This is a genomic window from Rothia sp. HMSC064F07 (assembly GCF_001837265.1).
Classification (GTDB): domain Bacteria; phylum Actinomycetota; class Actinomycetes; order Actinomycetales; family Micrococcaceae; genus Rothia; species Rothia mucilaginosa.
On the sequence record NZ_KV831926.1, the window covers coordinates 1,128,931 to 1,143,456 of the forward strand.

The 14,526-nt window shown below is 60.8% G+C and carries 13 protein-coding genes; all 13 read left to right on the forward strand.

Going from position 1 to position 14,526, the window contains the following annotated elements:
* The first annotated feature begins 14 nt into the window (after positions 1–14).
* The 13 genes from aroB to gmk all read left to right on the forward strand — a co-directional run bounded on the left by aroB (position 15) and on the right by gmk (position 14,427).
* Positions 15–1,145 (forward strand): 3-dehydroquinate synthase, encoded by a 1,131-nt coding sequence (aroB, locus tag HMPREF2712_RS06940; protein WP_049352486.1) that lies wholly within the window; start codon positions 15–17, stop codon positions 1,143–1,145.
* 211 nt (positions 1,146–1,356) lie between these two features.
* A complete protein-coding gene (gene efp / locus HMPREF2712_RS06945) occupies positions 1,357–1,920 on the forward strand; it encodes an elongation factor P (RefSeq protein WP_005505932.1) in 564 nt (187 codons plus the stop codon).
* The gene (nusB, locus tag HMPREF2712_RS06950; protein WP_005505934.1) at positions 1,920–2,330 is read left to right on the forward strand and encodes a transcription antitermination factor NusB; all 411 of its coding nucleotides are present in this window, start codon (positions 1,920–1,922) and stop codon (positions 2,328–2,330) included. The genes efp and nusB overlap by 1 nt, the downstream gene beginning before the upstream one ends.
* A gap of 560 nt (positions 2,331–2,890) precedes the next feature.
* Positions 2,891–3,586, forward strand: coding sequence for a hypothetical protein (locus tag HMPREF2712_RS06955; protein ID WP_005508727.1), 696 nt, complete (start codon positions 2,891–2,893; stop codon positions 3,584–3,586).
* A gap of 238 nt (positions 3,587–3,824) precedes the next feature.
* Positions 3,825–4,493 (forward strand): bifunctional pyr operon transcriptional regulator/uracil phosphoribosyltransferase PyrR, encoded by a 669-nt coding sequence (gene pyrR, locus HMPREF2712_RS06960; RefSeq protein WP_070819596.1) that lies wholly within the window; start codon positions 3,825–3,827, stop codon positions 4,491–4,493.
* Positions 4,490–5,491, forward strand: a complete 1,002-nt coding sequence (locus tag HMPREF2712_RS06965) for an aspartate carbamoyltransferase catalytic subunit (protein ID WP_049352494.1) — start codon at positions 4,490–4,492, stop codon at positions 5,489–5,491. The genes pyrR and HMPREF2712_RS06965 overlap by 4 nt, the downstream gene beginning before the upstream one ends.
* A gap of 30 nt (positions 5,492–5,521) precedes the next feature.
* The gene (locus tag HMPREF2712_RS06970; RefSeq protein WP_070506251.1) at positions 5,522–6,823 is read left to right on the forward strand and encodes a dihydroorotase; all 1,302 of its coding nucleotides are present in this window, start codon (positions 5,522–5,524) and stop codon (positions 6,821–6,823) included.
* A 144-nt stretch (positions 6,824–6,967) separates the two neighbouring features.
* Complete coding sequence (locus tag HMPREF2712_RS06975; protein ID WP_070819597.1) at positions 6,968–7,507, forward strand: PH-like domain-containing protein; 540 nt, start codon at positions 6,968–6,970, stop codon at positions 7,505–7,507.
* Positions 7,508–7,672: 165 nt separating this feature from the next.
* Positions 7,673–8,860: a glutamine-hydrolyzing carbamoyl-phosphate synthase small subunit gene (gene carA / locus HMPREF2712_RS06980; RefSeq protein WP_049327218.1), complete on the forward strand. Its 1,188-nt coding sequence runs from the start codon at positions 7,673–7,675 to the stop codon at positions 8,858–8,860.
* Positions 8,861–12,181, forward strand: coding sequence for a carbamoyl-phosphate synthase large subunit (carB, locus tag HMPREF2712_RS06985; RefSeq protein WP_012903495.1), 3,321 nt, complete (start codon positions 8,861–8,863; stop codon positions 12,179–12,181).
* The gene (pyrF, locus tag HMPREF2712_RS06990; protein ID WP_070819598.1) at positions 12,181–13,056 is read left to right on the forward strand and encodes an orotidine-5'-phosphate decarboxylase; all 876 of its coding nucleotides are present in this window, start codon (positions 12,181–12,183) and stop codon (positions 13,054–13,056) included. The genes carB and pyrF overlap by 1 nt, the downstream gene beginning before the upstream one ends.
* Before the next feature lie 391 nt (positions 13,057–13,447).
* Positions 13,448–13,828, forward strand: a complete 381-nt coding sequence (gene mihF, locus HMPREF2712_RS06995; RefSeq protein WP_005508715.1) for an integration host factor, actinobacterial type — start codon at positions 13,448–13,450, stop codon at positions 13,826–13,828.
* Positions 13,829–13,869: 41 nt separating this feature from the next.
* Positions 13,870–14,427 (forward strand): guanylate kinase, encoded by a 558-nt coding sequence (gene gmk / locus HMPREF2712_RS07000; RefSeq protein WP_005505951.1) that lies wholly within the window; start codon positions 13,870–13,872, stop codon positions 14,425–14,427.
* The last annotated feature ends 99 nt before the right edge of the window (positions 14,428–14,526 follow it).

A 14,526-nucleotide genomic window follows, 5' to 3' on the forward strand; every position in this document is an offset into this window, starting at 1 on the left:
TGAAAGGACACATGATGAGCACTCAGCCCACCCCCACTTTCGGTGCCTCCGGCGCGGAAGATATCACCCGCATCCCGGTGACCGGCAGCTCCCCGCGTGAGAACTATGAGGTTCTCATCGGCCACAACCTGCTCGGTAAAATCCCCGAAATTCTGGGCAACCGCGCCAAGAAGGTGCTCGTGATTCACCCGCGTGCCCTGCGTTCCACCGGTGAGCTGGTCATGGAAGACCTGCGCGCCATGGGCTACGAATCGTTCAGCGCCGAAATTCCGGACGCTGAGGAGGCAAAGCACTACCAGGTAGCGGCGTTCTGCTGGCAGGTACTCGGTCAGAACGACTTCACCCGCACCGACGCGATCATCTCCGTGGGTGGCGGCGCTATTACCGACGTTGCCGGATTCGTCGCGGCAACCTGGCTGCGCGGCGTGCGCGTCATCCACATTCCGACCACCCTGCTCGGCATGGTGGACGCTGCCGTGGGCGGTAAGACCGGCATCAATACCGCTGAGGGTAAGAACTTGGTTGGCGCATTCTGGCCGCCCGCAGCGGTGCTCTGCGAGATTGGCACCCTGCGCACCCTGCCTGAGCATGAGCTGCTGACCGGTATGGGTGAGGTCGTCAAGTGCGGCTTCATCGCAGACCCCGAAATTCTCGACCTGATTGAGGCGAACCCGAACGCCGTACGCGACTCTCAGTCCGCCGTGATGCGTGAGCTCATTGAACGCAGCGTGCGCGTGAAGGCGGAGGTCGTCTCCGAGGACCTGCGCGAATCCGGCCGCCGCGAAATCCTGAACTACGGCCACACCCTCGCCCACGCCATCGAGCGCAACGAACGCTACCAGTGGCGTCACGGCGCGGCAGTGTCCGTCGGCATGGTCTACGCCGCCGAACTGGCGCTGGCAACCGGCCACGCCGACGAAGAACTCGTGGCACGCACCCGCCGCATCCTCGAATCCCTGGGCCTGCCCACCTCCTACAAGGCAGACGCATGGCCCCAGCTGCTCGAAGCGATGCGCCGTGACAAGAAGGCACGCGGCAACCTGCTGCGCTTCATCATTCTTGACGGTTTGGCTCGCCCGCGCGTCTACGAGGTGCCGGACGACTCGATTCTGTACATGACCTACCAGGAGATCATCTCCGAGTAGGCGTGAGTCCCATATATTCACCGGATGCACCCGGCGCGTGTTTGCTAATACGCGCCAGCCGGGCGGGGTGCCACAGAAAATGTGGTGCCCCTGCTAGGCAAATTCGTGCACATCCTGTAGAATGTACGGGACATATTTTTGCTCATTGAAAACTTAGCGCCTCGCCGGGTACCACTACGGCGTGAGCGTCGATGACACGAAGGAGAGCCCCATGGCATCCACTACCGATATTAAGAACGGCGCCGTCCTGAAGATTGACGGCAACCTCTGGTCCGTCGTTGAGTTCCAGCACGTTAAGCCCGGTAAGGGTGGCGCGTTCGTCCGCACCAAGCTGCGCAACGTTACCTCCGGTAAGGTCGTCGACCGTACCTTCAACGCTGGCGCTAAGATTGAGACCGCAACCGTTGACCGCTCCGACTACCAGTACCTGTACCAGGACGGCGACGACTACGTCTTCATGGACATGAAGACCTACGACCAGATCAACGTTCCCGCAACCGTTGTTGGCGACGCAGCAAACTACATGCTCGAGTCCCAGACCGCAACCATCGCAATGCACGAGGGCAGCCCCCTGTACATCGAGCTGCCCGCATCCGTGGTCCTCGAAATCACCTACACCGAGCCCGGCCTGCAGGGTGACCGCTCCACCGGCGGCACCAAGCCCGCAACCGTTGAGACCGGCTACGAGATCCAGGTTCCCCTGTTCCTGGAGACCGGCACCAAGGTCAAGGTTGATACCCGCACCGGTGAGTACCTCGGTCGCGTGAACGACTAATGAATTCGCGTACGAAAGCCCGATTGCGCGCCCTCGAAGTGCTCTTCGAGGCGGATCAGCGCAACGAAGATTATATTGAGGTACTCCGCCGCCGCCGACTGTACACGGTAGCGCAGATTTCTGCTTACTCTGAGGAAATCATTCGTGGCGTCCGCGACCACGACGAAGAGATTCGCGAGTTTGTGGAGACTTACGCCCGTGACTGGTCCTTCGAGCGTATGCCCGCCGTGGACCGTGCCGTGCTGCGTATTGGCACGTGGGAGCTTCTGTACAATGACGAAGTTCCGGATGCTGTCGCAATTTCTGAGGCTGTCGGTCTGGCGCGTGTGCTGTCCACGAATGAATCTCCGAAGTTCGTGAACGGTCTGCTGGATAAGCTCCGTCAGGTGAAGCCGACCCTGCTCGCGTAAGACGTCCCGCCGCGGTCTGCCCGCCAGCTTTTATGGCTGGTTGGTTTGTTGCCGTTGAGGATGCGCCCGCAGGGGAGCGTACGTGAAACCCCCGCCGTACTGTAGTTCGCTACAGGACGGCGGGGGTTTTCTGTGTCTAGGTTGCGTTTGGTTGGTGCAGTTCTGCGTGGGGTTCCGTATTGGGTGCGGATGCGCTCGCGTGGTTTGGAAGGTAGGCGAGGCTTCACCGGAGCCCGTGGGTAGGGGCTGGTGGCAACAGCTGAGGCTTCACCGGACAACGCAGGCGGGGGAGTGCCCCCTCTGCGGCGCTGAGCGCCTTGAGGACGGAGCCCCCGCCCGGCGTGCCCGGTATGCGCCTCTATGCATACCTCAGATATGCCCTTGTCTGCACCTATATGAACGGAACATTGCCAAAATGGACAAATAGCGAGCCAGGGTGTGTGCTCCGTGGGTATATGTTAGGGTAATGGCATCAACCGATAACATTCCGCTGAATTCCACACGTTGTTGCGTGGATAATTCTGCGGTTTACACAACCACACACCAGAAAAGAACCAACAATGATGTTTAACCGTAGTTCTATTGCCGCGCTCTCTGCGGCGATGATGCTCGCCCTGTCCGCTTGTTCCGGCGGCGCGCAGGTCAACGCAGAATCGAGCGCTTCCACTTCCGCGAGCGCTGAATCGGCAAGTGCTGAGGCTTCCGCAACCCCTACTCCTTCACACACCCCGACCGGTTCTGAGGTTGTCGAAATCCGTGCCGCCGTTGATACCACTGTTGACTCAGAAGAAGCACGAAAAGCTGCAGGAGAAGCAGCTATGCAAGTGTTGGAACAAGACGTGCGCCTTCGGAATGCCTGGATGCAGGGGGATCTGGAACATACCAGTGAAGAGGAGCTCGCTAAGTATATGGAACCGAAGGGCGTTAAAAGCACCCTGGATGGTTTTGCGGACTTACGTGAAACACTTCAGGAAGGGTCGTTCAGTGGGCAGATTGAAATCCGCGATGTAGAAGTAGTCGAAGTATCTGCCTCAACGGACCAAAACGGGCAGAGCACCCCTAACGCCATTGTGCGTGTGCAGTATTGCGAAGACTGGGGAAGCATTCGCTGGCCAACCGGCGAACCTATTGTTCTTGATGATTCTCTCGCAACAGAGGAAATGCGCGAGAACATTATGATTCGTCGACCTGACGGTGTGTATGCGCTTCAAAAGGGACGCAAAATCCAAGGTGACTGCAAGCCCTCGCGGCACTAACGCTTTCAGAAATGGGAAGGTATTTGAAGTATATCTGAGTGTGCTTCAACTACCTTCCCACTTCTATTTTTATCTCGTGCTACAGGTGTGCGCCTTCAAGAGGCACCCTCAATATCCCCGCAACCCTCTCACCGTGAGCGGTCTCTCGCCGAACCTGAACGTAGCCTGTGAACTGTGGTACCCTACTAGAAGCACAAAACCTTTAAATCCGTCCCGTGAGGCGGGGAAGGAGACGGCTATGCCTGGGTCAACTGTACCCACATCCGGCGCGAATCAGGGGCGAAATCTAACCGCAGCCCCCCATTCGGCAACCCCTCAAAGCACCTCAGAGGACGCGACCACCGTCGGCCGCACCATCCTCAGCGAGGACGAAATCCGCCGCGCCCTCACCCGCATCGCCTACGAAATTATTGAAACCAATAAAGGCGTAGAAAACCTCGTACTCATCGGCATCCGCTCCCGCGGCGTGCCCCTCGCCGTACGACTCGCCGCTCGCATCCAAGCCATCGAGCCGAACTTCAACGCAGAAACACGAATCGGCGCCCTGGACATCACTGCCTACCGCGACGACCAGCGAACCGGCGGCACCACCTCCCCAGGAACCGCAGGGGAAAGCATCATGCCCACCATTGGCATTGAAGGCAAAACCGTAGTCCTCGTTGACGACGTCCTCTACTCCGGCCGCACCGTACGCGCCGCCCTCGACGCACTCAACGCCCACGGACGACCCGCCCTCGTACGCCTGGCAGTCCTCGTAGACCGCGGACACCGGCAACTACCCATCCGTGCCGACCACGTGGGCAAAAACCTGCCCACCAGCGCCAGCGAAACCGTGCGCGTCGTACTGACTGAAACCGACAACGCAACAGACCGAGTTGACATTATCCAGCTGGGAGGGCTCTCATGAAGCATCTGCTCGACACCCGCGAACTAACCCGCGAAGAAGCCATCGAAATCCTTGACGTCGCCGACTACATGGCGCAGGTCAAAGCCGAAAACCGCACCCTCAACGTGCTCAATGGCAAGACCGTCGTCAACCTCTTCTTCGAGGACTCCACCCGAACCCGCCTCTCCTTCGAAGCCGCAGAGAAGCGCCTGGGCGCCGCCGTCACCAACTTCTCCGCATCTGGCTCCTCCGTGTCTAAGGGTGAGTCGCTCAAGGACACCGCGCAGACCCTCAAGGCGATTGCCGCGGATGCGTTCGTGATCCGCCACTCGGCATCCGGCGCACCGCAGCGCCTCGCCGAGGCAGGCTGGACCGACATCCCCGTACTCAACGCGGGCGACGGCACTCACGCACACCCCACCCAGGCACTGCTCGACGCCGTATCCCTGCGCCAGTACAAGGCAGAACGCGACGGCCTCGACAGCCCCCGCGGCACCGACCTGTCCGGCATGCGCGTGCTCATCGTCGGCGACATCCTGCACTCGCGCGTGGCACGCTCCAACCTCTGGCTGCTGCACACCCTCGGCGCGCAGGTCGTCTTCGTCGCACCGCCGACCCTGCTGCCGCTGAACACCGCCTCCTGGGTTGAAGAAGCCGGCCTGGAAATCTTCCACGACTTCGACGAAGCCATCGCCACCAACCCCGACGCCGTCATGCTGCTGCGCATCCAGAAGGAACGCATGAACGCCGCGTACTTCCCCTCCGCAGAGGAGTACACCGAGCTGTGGGGCCTGACCGCCGAACGCTTCGCAACCCTGCAGGCGCAGCCGCAGCCGGTCGCAATCCTGCACCCGGGCCCCATGAACCGCGGCCTGGAAATCTGCACCGAAGCCGCCGACGCCACCAACTCCTGGGTCCTGCGCCAGGTCAGCAACGGTGTGGCGTTGCGCATGGCGGTGCTCTACCTGCTTCTGACCGACGGCTCCAGCGCCAAGCTCTACGCCGGCGATGAATCCTAAACGACCTTCCTAACGAGAGGAACCAACACCATGAGCAAGTACCTGATCAAGGGCGCAAGCCTCTACGGCGAAAAGGTCGCCGACATCCTCATCGAGGACGGCGTGATTAGCCGCATCGCAGAGAACATTGACGCCGCAGACGCACAGGTCGTCGAGGCGGCAGGCCAGGTGGCGCTGCCCGGCCTGGTCGACATCCACACCCACCTGCGTCAGCCCGGCTACGAGGCATCCGAAACCGTTGAGACCGGCACCCGCGCAGCAGCCCTGGGCGGCTACACCGCAGTGTTCGCCATGGCAAACTCCATGCCCGTGGCAGACACCGCCGCAGTCGTTGAGCAGGTTGACCGCCTCGGCAAGGAATCCGCATGGTGCCGCGTGCAGCCCATCGGCGCAGTGACCGTGGGTCTGAAGGGCGAGCGCCTCTCCGACATCGGCGGCATGGCGAACTCCACCGCGAACGTACGCGTTTTCTCTGACGACGGCATGTGCGTGTACGACCCCGCCGTGATGCGCCGCGCCCTCGAATACGTCAAGACCTTCGACGGCGTTATTGCGCAGCATGCGCAGGAGCCGCGCCTGACCGAAGGCGCCCAGATGAACGAAGGTAAGGTGTCCGCTGACCTGGGCCTGACCGGCTGGCCCGCCGTCGCTGAAGAGGCAATCATCGCCCGCGACGTGCTGCTGGCTGAGCACCTGGACTCCAAGCTGCACATCTGCCACCTGTCCACCAAGGGCTCCATTGAGGTTGTGCGCTGGGCTAAGTCCCGCGGCGTGAAGGTGACCGCGGAGGCAACCCCGCACCATCTGCTGCTCACCGATGAGACCGCACGCACCTACGACCCGATTTTCAAGGTGAACCCGCCGCTGCGCACCGAAGAGGACGTCATGGCGCTGCGTCAGGCAGTTGCTGACGGCATCATCGACGTGATTGGTACCGACCACGCACCGCACCCGGCAGAGACCAAGGAATGCGAGTGGGCGTGCGCCGCGAACGGTATGACCGGCCTGGAGCAGGCACTGTCCATCATCCAGATGACCCTGGTTGACACCGGCATGATTACCTGGCGCGATGTGGCGCGCATCCTCTCCGAGGAGCCCGCGAAGATTGGTCGCCTGGACCACGAGCAGGGCCGCCCGCTTGCCGAAGGCGAACCGGCAAACATTGTGCTGGTCGACCCGAAGGCAACCCGCGTGATTAAGCCGGAGGAGCAGGCTACCAAGGGTAAGAACAACCCCTACCGCGACATGGAGGTGCCCGGCTCGATCCGTGCAACCTTCTACGCTGGCCACCCGACCGTGCTGAACGGCGAGCTGGCAACCCCGCGTCGCTAAACCCGCGAGGCGAACGTACGTGGTGACCGTGCCTGGCGGTGGTAGGTTCACGCCTGCCACCGCCTCGCCGGGAGCACCGCCCCCAACCTCACCAACCCAGGCCGAGATAATCGGCCGAGACCCCAACCGAAAGAGAGAACCTTCGTGGGAAAGTTCCTGACCGCCGTCATCTGCATCGCCCTGGTCGCCCTGTGCATCTACGGCATGTGGCACGGCTGGCGCTCGCGCCTGGCACGCCAGGCGAACATGTTCGGCTCCCTCAAGGAAGTTCCCGAACGCTACGAGGGCATGACCGCTGACGCCGCTTTCGAGGGCGAGTACGTCAGCACCACGATCTTCGGTAACTGGCTGGACCGCGTGGGTTTCGATTCGCTCGGCTTCAAGAGCAAGTCCACCCTGCTGATTTACCCGGACAGCATCATCTTCACCCGTAACGGCGCGAAGGACCTGTGGATCCCGGCGAAGAAGCTCGCAGTCATCACCACCGACCGTGGTATGGCGGGTAAGGTTGTGGAGAAGAACGGCCTGGTCGTGATTGGTTGGACCCTGGACGGTCACCGCGTGCAGACCGGCTTCCGCACCCGCTACGCTGAGGACAAGCAGGCGGCACTGCGGGAGCTGCGCCGCATCGCCCCGAACGCTGTGGATGCGCCTGAGAAGTGGGCGGCAGAACCGGAAGCCTAAAACCCGGCGCAATATCGCGGTGCAATATCCCGGCGCACCCACACCCATAGATTTTGCCTGAGGTCAGGCGAACACCCGCCGAAGGCACCATAGACTACCCCGGAACCTGCACGGTAGAGGCCGTACAGGAAGCGGGGGAGAACACCAGAGAAAAGGAAGAAGAGCATGACTGACATGACACGATCCGGCGCCCTGCGTACGGACCGCGCGCTGCTCGTCCTGGAGGACGGCACCGTCTACCGCGGCTACGGCTACGGCGCAACCGGCGCGTCCCTGGGCGAGGCGGTTTTCTCGACCGGTATGACCGGCTACCAGGAAACCCTGACCGACCCCTCCTACGCGGGTCAGATTGTGGTTCAGACCGCTCCCCATATCGGTAACACCGGCGTGAACACCACCGACGCTGAGTCCCGCAAGATTTGGGTTGCCGGCTACGTGGTTCGCGACGCAGCACGTGTGGCATCCAACTGGCGTTCTGAGCGCACCCTCGACGAAGAGCTCATCGAGCAGGGCATCGTCGGTATTCAGGGCATTGACACTCGCGCCCTGACCCGCCGCCTGCGTTCAAGCGGTTCGATGCGTGCGGGCGTGTTCTCCGGTGAGCACGCAGAACGCCCCGAAGCTGAACTGCTGGAGGAGGTGCGCGCCTCCGAGCCGATGGCTGGCCGTAAGCTCGCTGACTCCGTTTCGGTTGACACCGCGTACACCGTTGAGCCGCACCAGTTCAACTGGTTCGCACCCCCGGTCGCAACCATCGTCGCCCTGGACCTGGGCATCAAGTCGATGACCCCGCAGCGTTTCGCTGAGCGTGGCGTGCGCGTGCACGTGCTGCCCGCAAGCGCAACCCTCGAGGACATCTACTCCCACAACCCTGACGGCGTGTTCTTCTCCAACGGCCCCGGTGACCCGGCAACCGCTGACGAGCAGGTTGAGCTGCTACAGGGCGTGCTGCGTAAGGGCACCCCGTTCTTCGGCATCTGCTTCGGTAACCAGCTGCTCGGCCGCGCCCTGGGCTTCGGCACCTACAAGCTGCCCTTCGGTCACCGCGGCATCAACCAGCCGGTCATGGACAAGACCACCGGCAAGGTTGAAATCACCGCGCAGAACCACGGCTTCGCTGTGGACGCGCCGATTGGCGACTACGTGACCGCACCGAACGCCGAGTTCGGTCAGGTCATGGTCTCCCACGTGGGTCTGAACGACAACGTGGTTGAGGGCCTGACCTGTAAGGACATCCCCGCGTTCTCCGTGCAGTACCACCCCGAGGCTGCTGCGGGCCCGCACGATTCCGCCTACCTCTTTGACCGTTTCATCGACCTGATGGTCGCAACCAAGACTGCAAAGGAAGCATAAATGCCTCGTCGTACTGACCTTAATAGCGTCCTCGTCATCGGTTCCGGCCCCATCGTCATCGGTCAGGCAGCGGAATTTGACTACTCCGGCACTCAGGCGCTGCGCGTGCTGAAGGAGGAGGGCGTGCGCGTCATCCTCGTGAACTCGAACCCGGCAACCATCATGACCGACCCCGAGTTCGCGGACGCCACCTACATTGAACCCATCACCCCCGAGGTGATTGAGAAGATCATTGAGAAGGAAAAGCCGGACGCAATCCTGCCGACCCTGGGTGGTCAGACCGCGCTGAACGCGGCTATCTCCCTGGATGAGCGCGGCGTGCTCGCCAAGTACAATGTTGAGCTGATCGGCGCGAACATTGAGGCGATTAACCTCGGTGAGGACCGTGAAGCATTCAAGGGCGTGGTGGAGCGCGCCGGCGGCGAGTCTGCACGCTCGGTGATTGTTCACTCCATGCCGGAGGCGCTGGAAGCCGCTAAGGAGCTGGGCTACCCGATGGTGGTTCGCCCCTCCTTCACCATGGGTGGTCTCGGCTCGGGTATGGCATACAACGAGGAAGACCTCTACCGTATTGCCGGTGCCGGTATTCAGTACTCGCCGACCAGCGAGGTCCTGCTGGAGGAGTCCATCCTCGGCTGGAAGGAATACGAGCTGGAGATGATGCGTGACACCAACGACAACGTCGTGGTCGTCTGCTCCATCGAAAACTTTGACCCCGTGGGCGTGCACACCGGTGACTCCATCACCGTGGCACCCGCACTGACTCTGACCGACCGTGAGTTCCAGAAGCTGCGCGACATCGCGATCAACGTGATTCGTGAGGTTGGCGTGGACACCGGTGGTTGTAACATCCAGTTCGCGATTGACCCGAAGACCGGCCGCATCATCGTCATTGAGATGAACCCGCGCGTGTCTCGTTCCTCGGCGCTCGCGTCGAAGGCTACCGGCTTCCCGATTGCGAAGATTGCGACCAAGCTGTCCCTGGGTTACACCCTGGATGAGATTCCGAACGATATCACCCAGAAGACCCCGGCGTCCTTCGAGCCGACCCTCGACTACGTGGTCGTGAAGGTTCCGCGCTTCGCGTTTGAGAAGTTCCCGGCTGCTGACCCGACCCTGACCACCACCATGAAGAGTGTTGGCGAGGCTATGGCTCTGGGCCGTAACTTCACTGAGGCTCTGCAGAAGGCGATGCGTTCGCTGGAGCAGAAGGGCGCGTCCTTCTCGTTCAAGCCGCTGTCTCTGTCTGAGGCTGAGCTGGCTGAGCTGATTGAGAAGACTAAGGTTCCGACCACTCAGCGTATTTACCAGGTTCAGCAGGCTCTGCTGGCTGGTGCTACCGTGGAGCAGCTGCACGAGGCTACCAAGATTGACCCGTGGTTCCTGGATCAGCTGGTGCTGCTGAATGAGGTTGCCGGCGTGGTTCACGCTAAGCGTGACAACCTTGACCCGGAGACCCTGAAGCTGGCTAAGCGTCACGGTTTCTCGGACGCTCAGATTGCTGAGATTATCGGCTCTTCTGAGGATGTTGTGCGCGGTGTTCGCCACGCTCTGGGTATCCGCCCGGTCTTCAAGACTGTTGACACCTGTGCTGCCGAGTTTGAGGCGTTCACTCCGTACCACTACTCCTCCTACGACCTGGAGGATGAGGTTGCGCACCACGAGAAGCCCTCGATTATGATTCTGGGTTCGGGCCCGAACCGTATCGGTCAGGGTATCGAGTTCGACTACTCCTGTGTGCACGCTTCGCTGGTGCTGCGTTCGCTCGGTTACGAGACCGTCATGGTCAACTGCAACCCTGAGACCGTTTCAACTGACTACGATATTTCGACTCGCCTGTACTTTGAGCCGCTCACCCTTGAGGATGTGCTTGAGATTGTTGAGTCGGAGCGTCGTACCGGCGGTCTGATGGGCGTGTTCGTGCAGCTGGGCGGTCAGACCCCGCTGAAGCTGGCTCGTGCCTTGAAGGATGCGGGCGTGCCGATTCTGGGCACCACCCCCGAGGCTATTGACCTGGCCGAGGACCGCGGCGAGTTCTCCCGCGTGCTGGAGGAGGGCGGCCTGATTTCGCCCAAGAACGGTACCGCGTTCACTTTCGAGGGTGCTAAGCGCATCGCTGATGAGATTGGTTACCCGGTTCTGGTTCGTCCTTCGTACGTGCTGGGCGGCCGTGGCATGGAGATCGTCTACGATGAGGCGAACCTGGCTCGCTACCTGGAGAACGCTACCGAGGTTTCGCCTTCGCAGCCTGCTCTGATTGATAAGTTCCTTGAGGACGCTATCGAGATTGACGTTGACGCCCTGTTCGACGGCGAGGAGCTGTACTTGGGTGGCGTCATGGAGCACATTGAGGAAGCCGGTATTCACTCGGGTGACTCTTCTTGTACTCTGCCTCCGATTACTCTCGGCCCGGACATCATTGCGAAGGTGAAGGACGCTACCGAGAAGATTGCTCGCGGCACCGGTGTGCGCGGTCTGATTAACATTCAGTTCGCGTACGTGTCTGAGAACCTGTACGTGATTGAGGCGAACCCGCGTGCGTCTCGTACTGTTCCGTTCGTGTCGAAGGCTACCGGCGTGCAGATGGCTAAGGCTGCTGTGCTGATTGGTCTGGGTAAGAGCATTGCTGAGCTGAAGGCTGAGGGCTACCTGCCGTCGAACATGGATGGCGCATCCCTGCCGGAGGAGACCGCGATTGCTGTGAAGGCTGCGGTTCTGCCGTTCGCTCGTTTCCGCACCCCTGAGGGTGTTGTGGTGGATTCGCTGCTGAGCCCGGAGATGCGTTCGACCGGTGAGGTCATGGGTCTGGATAAGCACTATGACACCGCGTTCGCGAAGGCTCAGGCTGGTGCTGGTTCGCCGCTGCCCACCTCCGGTAAGGTGTTCATTTCGGTGGCTAACCACGATAAGCGTAACGTCATTATTTACGCGAAGATGCTGGAGTCGCTGGGCTTTGAGATCGTTTCGACCGGTGGTACCGCTGAGATTCTGCGCCGTAACGGCCTGAACTCGGTGATTGTGGCTTCGAAGTTCGCTGAGGCGAATGGCGACCACTCGATTGTGGACATGGTCCGCAACGGTGATATTGACCTGATTCTGAACACCCCTGCCGGTGGTGCTGCTCGTAGCGATGGTTACGAGATTCGTGCCGCTGCGGTTTCGGTGGGCTGCCCGGTCATGACTACCATTTCTGAGTTCGCTGCGGCTGTTCAGGCGATTAATGCTCTGCGTGAGCACAGCTGGGACATCATGAGCCTGCAGGAGCACGGCGTTCAGCTGGCTGCCGCTGTGGATGCTCGTTCTGAGGGTGGCGAGGCGTAATGTCCGCTGCTTTTGGTGATCGTCTGGCGAAGGCGATGGCGGAGCGCGGCCCGCTGTGTGTGGGTATTGACCCGCATCCGAATCTGCTGGAGCAGTGGGGTCTTGAGGATTCTGCTGCTGGTCTGGCTGCTTTTACTGAGGCGGTCTATGAGGGTTGCGCCCCGTTTGCGGCGGCGTTGAAGCCTCAGGTGGCGTTGTTTGAGCGTCACGGTTCGGCTGGTCTTGCTGTGCTGGAGGCGCTGTTCGCCCGCGCTGCCGCTGATGGTGTGCTGATTGTTGCTGACGCTAAGCGCGGCGATATCGGTTCGACCATGAAGGCGTACGCGGATGCGTGGCTCGGCTCCTCGTCGCCGCTGGGTACCGATTCGGTGACTTTGAGCCCGTACCTGGGTTTTGAGTCGCTGCGTCCGGCGCTGGATTTGGCCGCCCAGAATGACCGCGGCACGTTCGTGTTGGCGTTGACCTCGAACCCTGAGGGTAAGAGCGTTCAGCACGTGGGCGCGTCGGAGTCTGGTCATTCCGGTGAGTCTGAGGGCGCTGTGGCTAAGCGTATTATCGCTGCGGCTACCGCTGAGAATGCTTCCCGCCAGTGGGAGCAGATGGGCCCGTGCGGCCTGGTGGTTGGCGCGACCGTTGGTCAGGCCCTGGTTGATTTGGGTATTGACCTGAGCGTGTTCAACGGCCCGATTCTGTCGCCGGGTTATGGTGCGCAGGGCGCTTCGGCGGCTGACCTGTACCGCGTATTCGCTGGCGTTGAGTCGCAGGTGCTGGTGAATTCCAGCCGTGGCGTGCTGGCTGCTGGTCCCTCGGTTGAGGGCCTGGCGAAGGCTGCGCAGGCGGCTCGTGATGACCTGTTGGCGGCTCGCTGCGCGTAGTTCGCGTGTTGCGTGAGGGGCGTGTGCTCCGGGTGGATTCTGTTGAGGGTCTGCTCGGGGTGCGCGCCCCTTTTGCGTGTTTTATCGCATTTTTTGGGTACACCCGCATGCATAATTTTTTCCCCCGCCCGCTCGCGCCGATGCGAGTTTTCTCACCTCTGTAGTGGGGGAGTGTGTTTCCGTCAAGACTCACGCCCGCGGTTCCGCTTTTGATAGGGCGAATACTCCGCTATGCTATAGGGGTACTCCCTGATATTTACGTGCTGACGTGCGTAGACGCATTGTTGGTGCGAGGGGGAGTGCCGCGGGTGGAACGAGGGTTCTCGTGCTATCCGTGTTACATTAGTTGATAAGTAAAATTCTATAACTCGCAGAAATGGGGGACCCAACCATGCCGCTGACTCCGCTAACTGAGGATGCGCGCGCCTCCGCCCGCGAGAAGGCAGTACTTGCCCGAGCACACCGCCAGGAAATTAAGCGTGCACTGAGTGAACGTGAACTTTCCGTGCGTCAGGTGCTCGATATGGTCGATTCCGACCCTGCACTGGCTAAAATGCCGGTGGGGCAGATGCTGCGCGCACTTCCGGGCATTGGTGCCGTTCGCGCTGAACGCATCATTGAAGAACTTCATATTGCACCGACTCGCCGCCTTGGCGGCCTTGGTGTACACCAGCGTCGCAAGATGGTGGAGTACTTCAACCGTAATTCGCGGTATTTGAACCGTGCACGTCGTAAGACTGCTGGTCAGTCTTCCGAGTCTTCTCAGTCCTAACACATCGTGCCTTCAGCCGATGAAGGCACAGTAAGGAAGCTATGTCTCAGCCGACTCTCACCGTACTGGCTGGCCCCACTGCTGTTGGCAAGGGTACGGTGTGCCAGTACATTCGTGAGAACTACCCGAACGTGTGGTTCTCTGTTTCCGCTACCACTCGTGATCCTCGCCCCGGTGAGGTTGACGGTACTCACTACTATTTCGTTTCGATGGAAGAGTTTGACCAGATGATTGCTGACGGTCAGATGCTTGAGTACGCTGTGGTGCACGGTAAGAACAAGTACGGTACTCCGCGCGCTAAGGTTCAGGAGGCTCTGGACGCTGGCCGCCCGGTGATTCTTGAGATTGACCTGCAGGGTGCTCGCCAGATTCGCGAGACCATGCCTGATGCTCGCCTGATTTTCTTGGCTCCTCCGAGCTGGGATGAGCTGGTGTCGCGTCTGGTGGGTCGAGGTACCGAGAGTGAGCAGGAGCAAGCTCGTCGCCTTGAAACCGCGAAGGTTGAGTTGGCTGCTGAGAAGGAATTTGACGTCACGGTCGTCAACGACTCTGTTGAGCGTGCAGCGAAGGAGATTGCTGAGCTGATTGGCGCCGCCTAATCTGCATGCTTTGCGTTTGCGGTGGGGCTAGAGTTTCTTCCGACCTGTAGTTCTGCCGTGAGGCGTTGTGAAAGGTGGGGGTTTCGAAGAGTTTTCTTC

Excerpts from the sequence above, each read along its gene's own strand:
- efp (WP_005505932.1), top strand. The coding sequence starts at position 1,357 with ATGGCATCCACTACCGATATTAAGAACGGCGCCGTCCTGAAGATTGAC.
- pyrF (WP_070819598.1), top strand. The coding sequence starts at position 12,181 with ATGTCCGCTGCTTTTGGTGATCGTCTGGCGAAGGCGATGGCGGAGCGC.
- HMPREF2712_RS06965 (WP_049352494.1), top strand. The coding sequence starts at position 4,490 with ATGAAGCATCTGCTCGACACCCGCGAACTAACCCGCGAAGAAGCCATC.
- HMPREF2712_RS06970 (WP_070506251.1), top strand. The coding sequence starts at position 5,522 with ATGAGCAAGTACCTGATCAAGGGCGCAAGCCTCTACGGCGAAAAGGTC.
- gmk (WP_005505951.1), top strand. The coding sequence starts at position 13,870 with ATGTCTCAGCCGACTCTCACCGTACTGGCTGGCCCCACTGCTGTTGGC.
- pyrR (WP_070819596.1), top strand. The coding sequence starts at position 3,825 with ATGCCTGGGTCAACTGTACCCACATCCGGCGCGAATCAGGGGCGAAAT.
- HMPREF2712_RS06955 (WP_005508727.1), top strand. The coding sequence starts at position 2,891 with ATGATGTTTAACCGTAGTTCTATTGCCGCGCTCTCTGCGGCGATGATG.
- carB (WP_012903495.1), top strand. The coding sequence starts at position 8,861 with ATGCCTCGTCGTACTGACCTTAATAGCGTCCTCGTCATCGGTTCCGGC.
- mihF (WP_005508715.1), top strand. The coding sequence starts at position 13,448 with ATGCCGCTGACTCCGCTAACTGAGGATGCGCGCGCCTCCGCCCGCGAG.
- nusB (WP_005505934.1), top strand. The coding sequence starts at position 1,920 with ATGAATTCGCGTACGAAAGCCCGATTGCGCGCCCTCGAAGTGCTCTTC.
- carA (WP_049327218.1), top strand. The coding sequence starts at position 7,673 with ATGACTGACATGACACGATCCGGCGCCCTGCGTACGGACCGCGCGCTG.
- aroB (WP_049352486.1), top strand. The coding sequence starts at position 15 with ATGAGCACTCAGCCCACCCCCACTTTCGGTGCCTCCGGCGCGGAAGAT.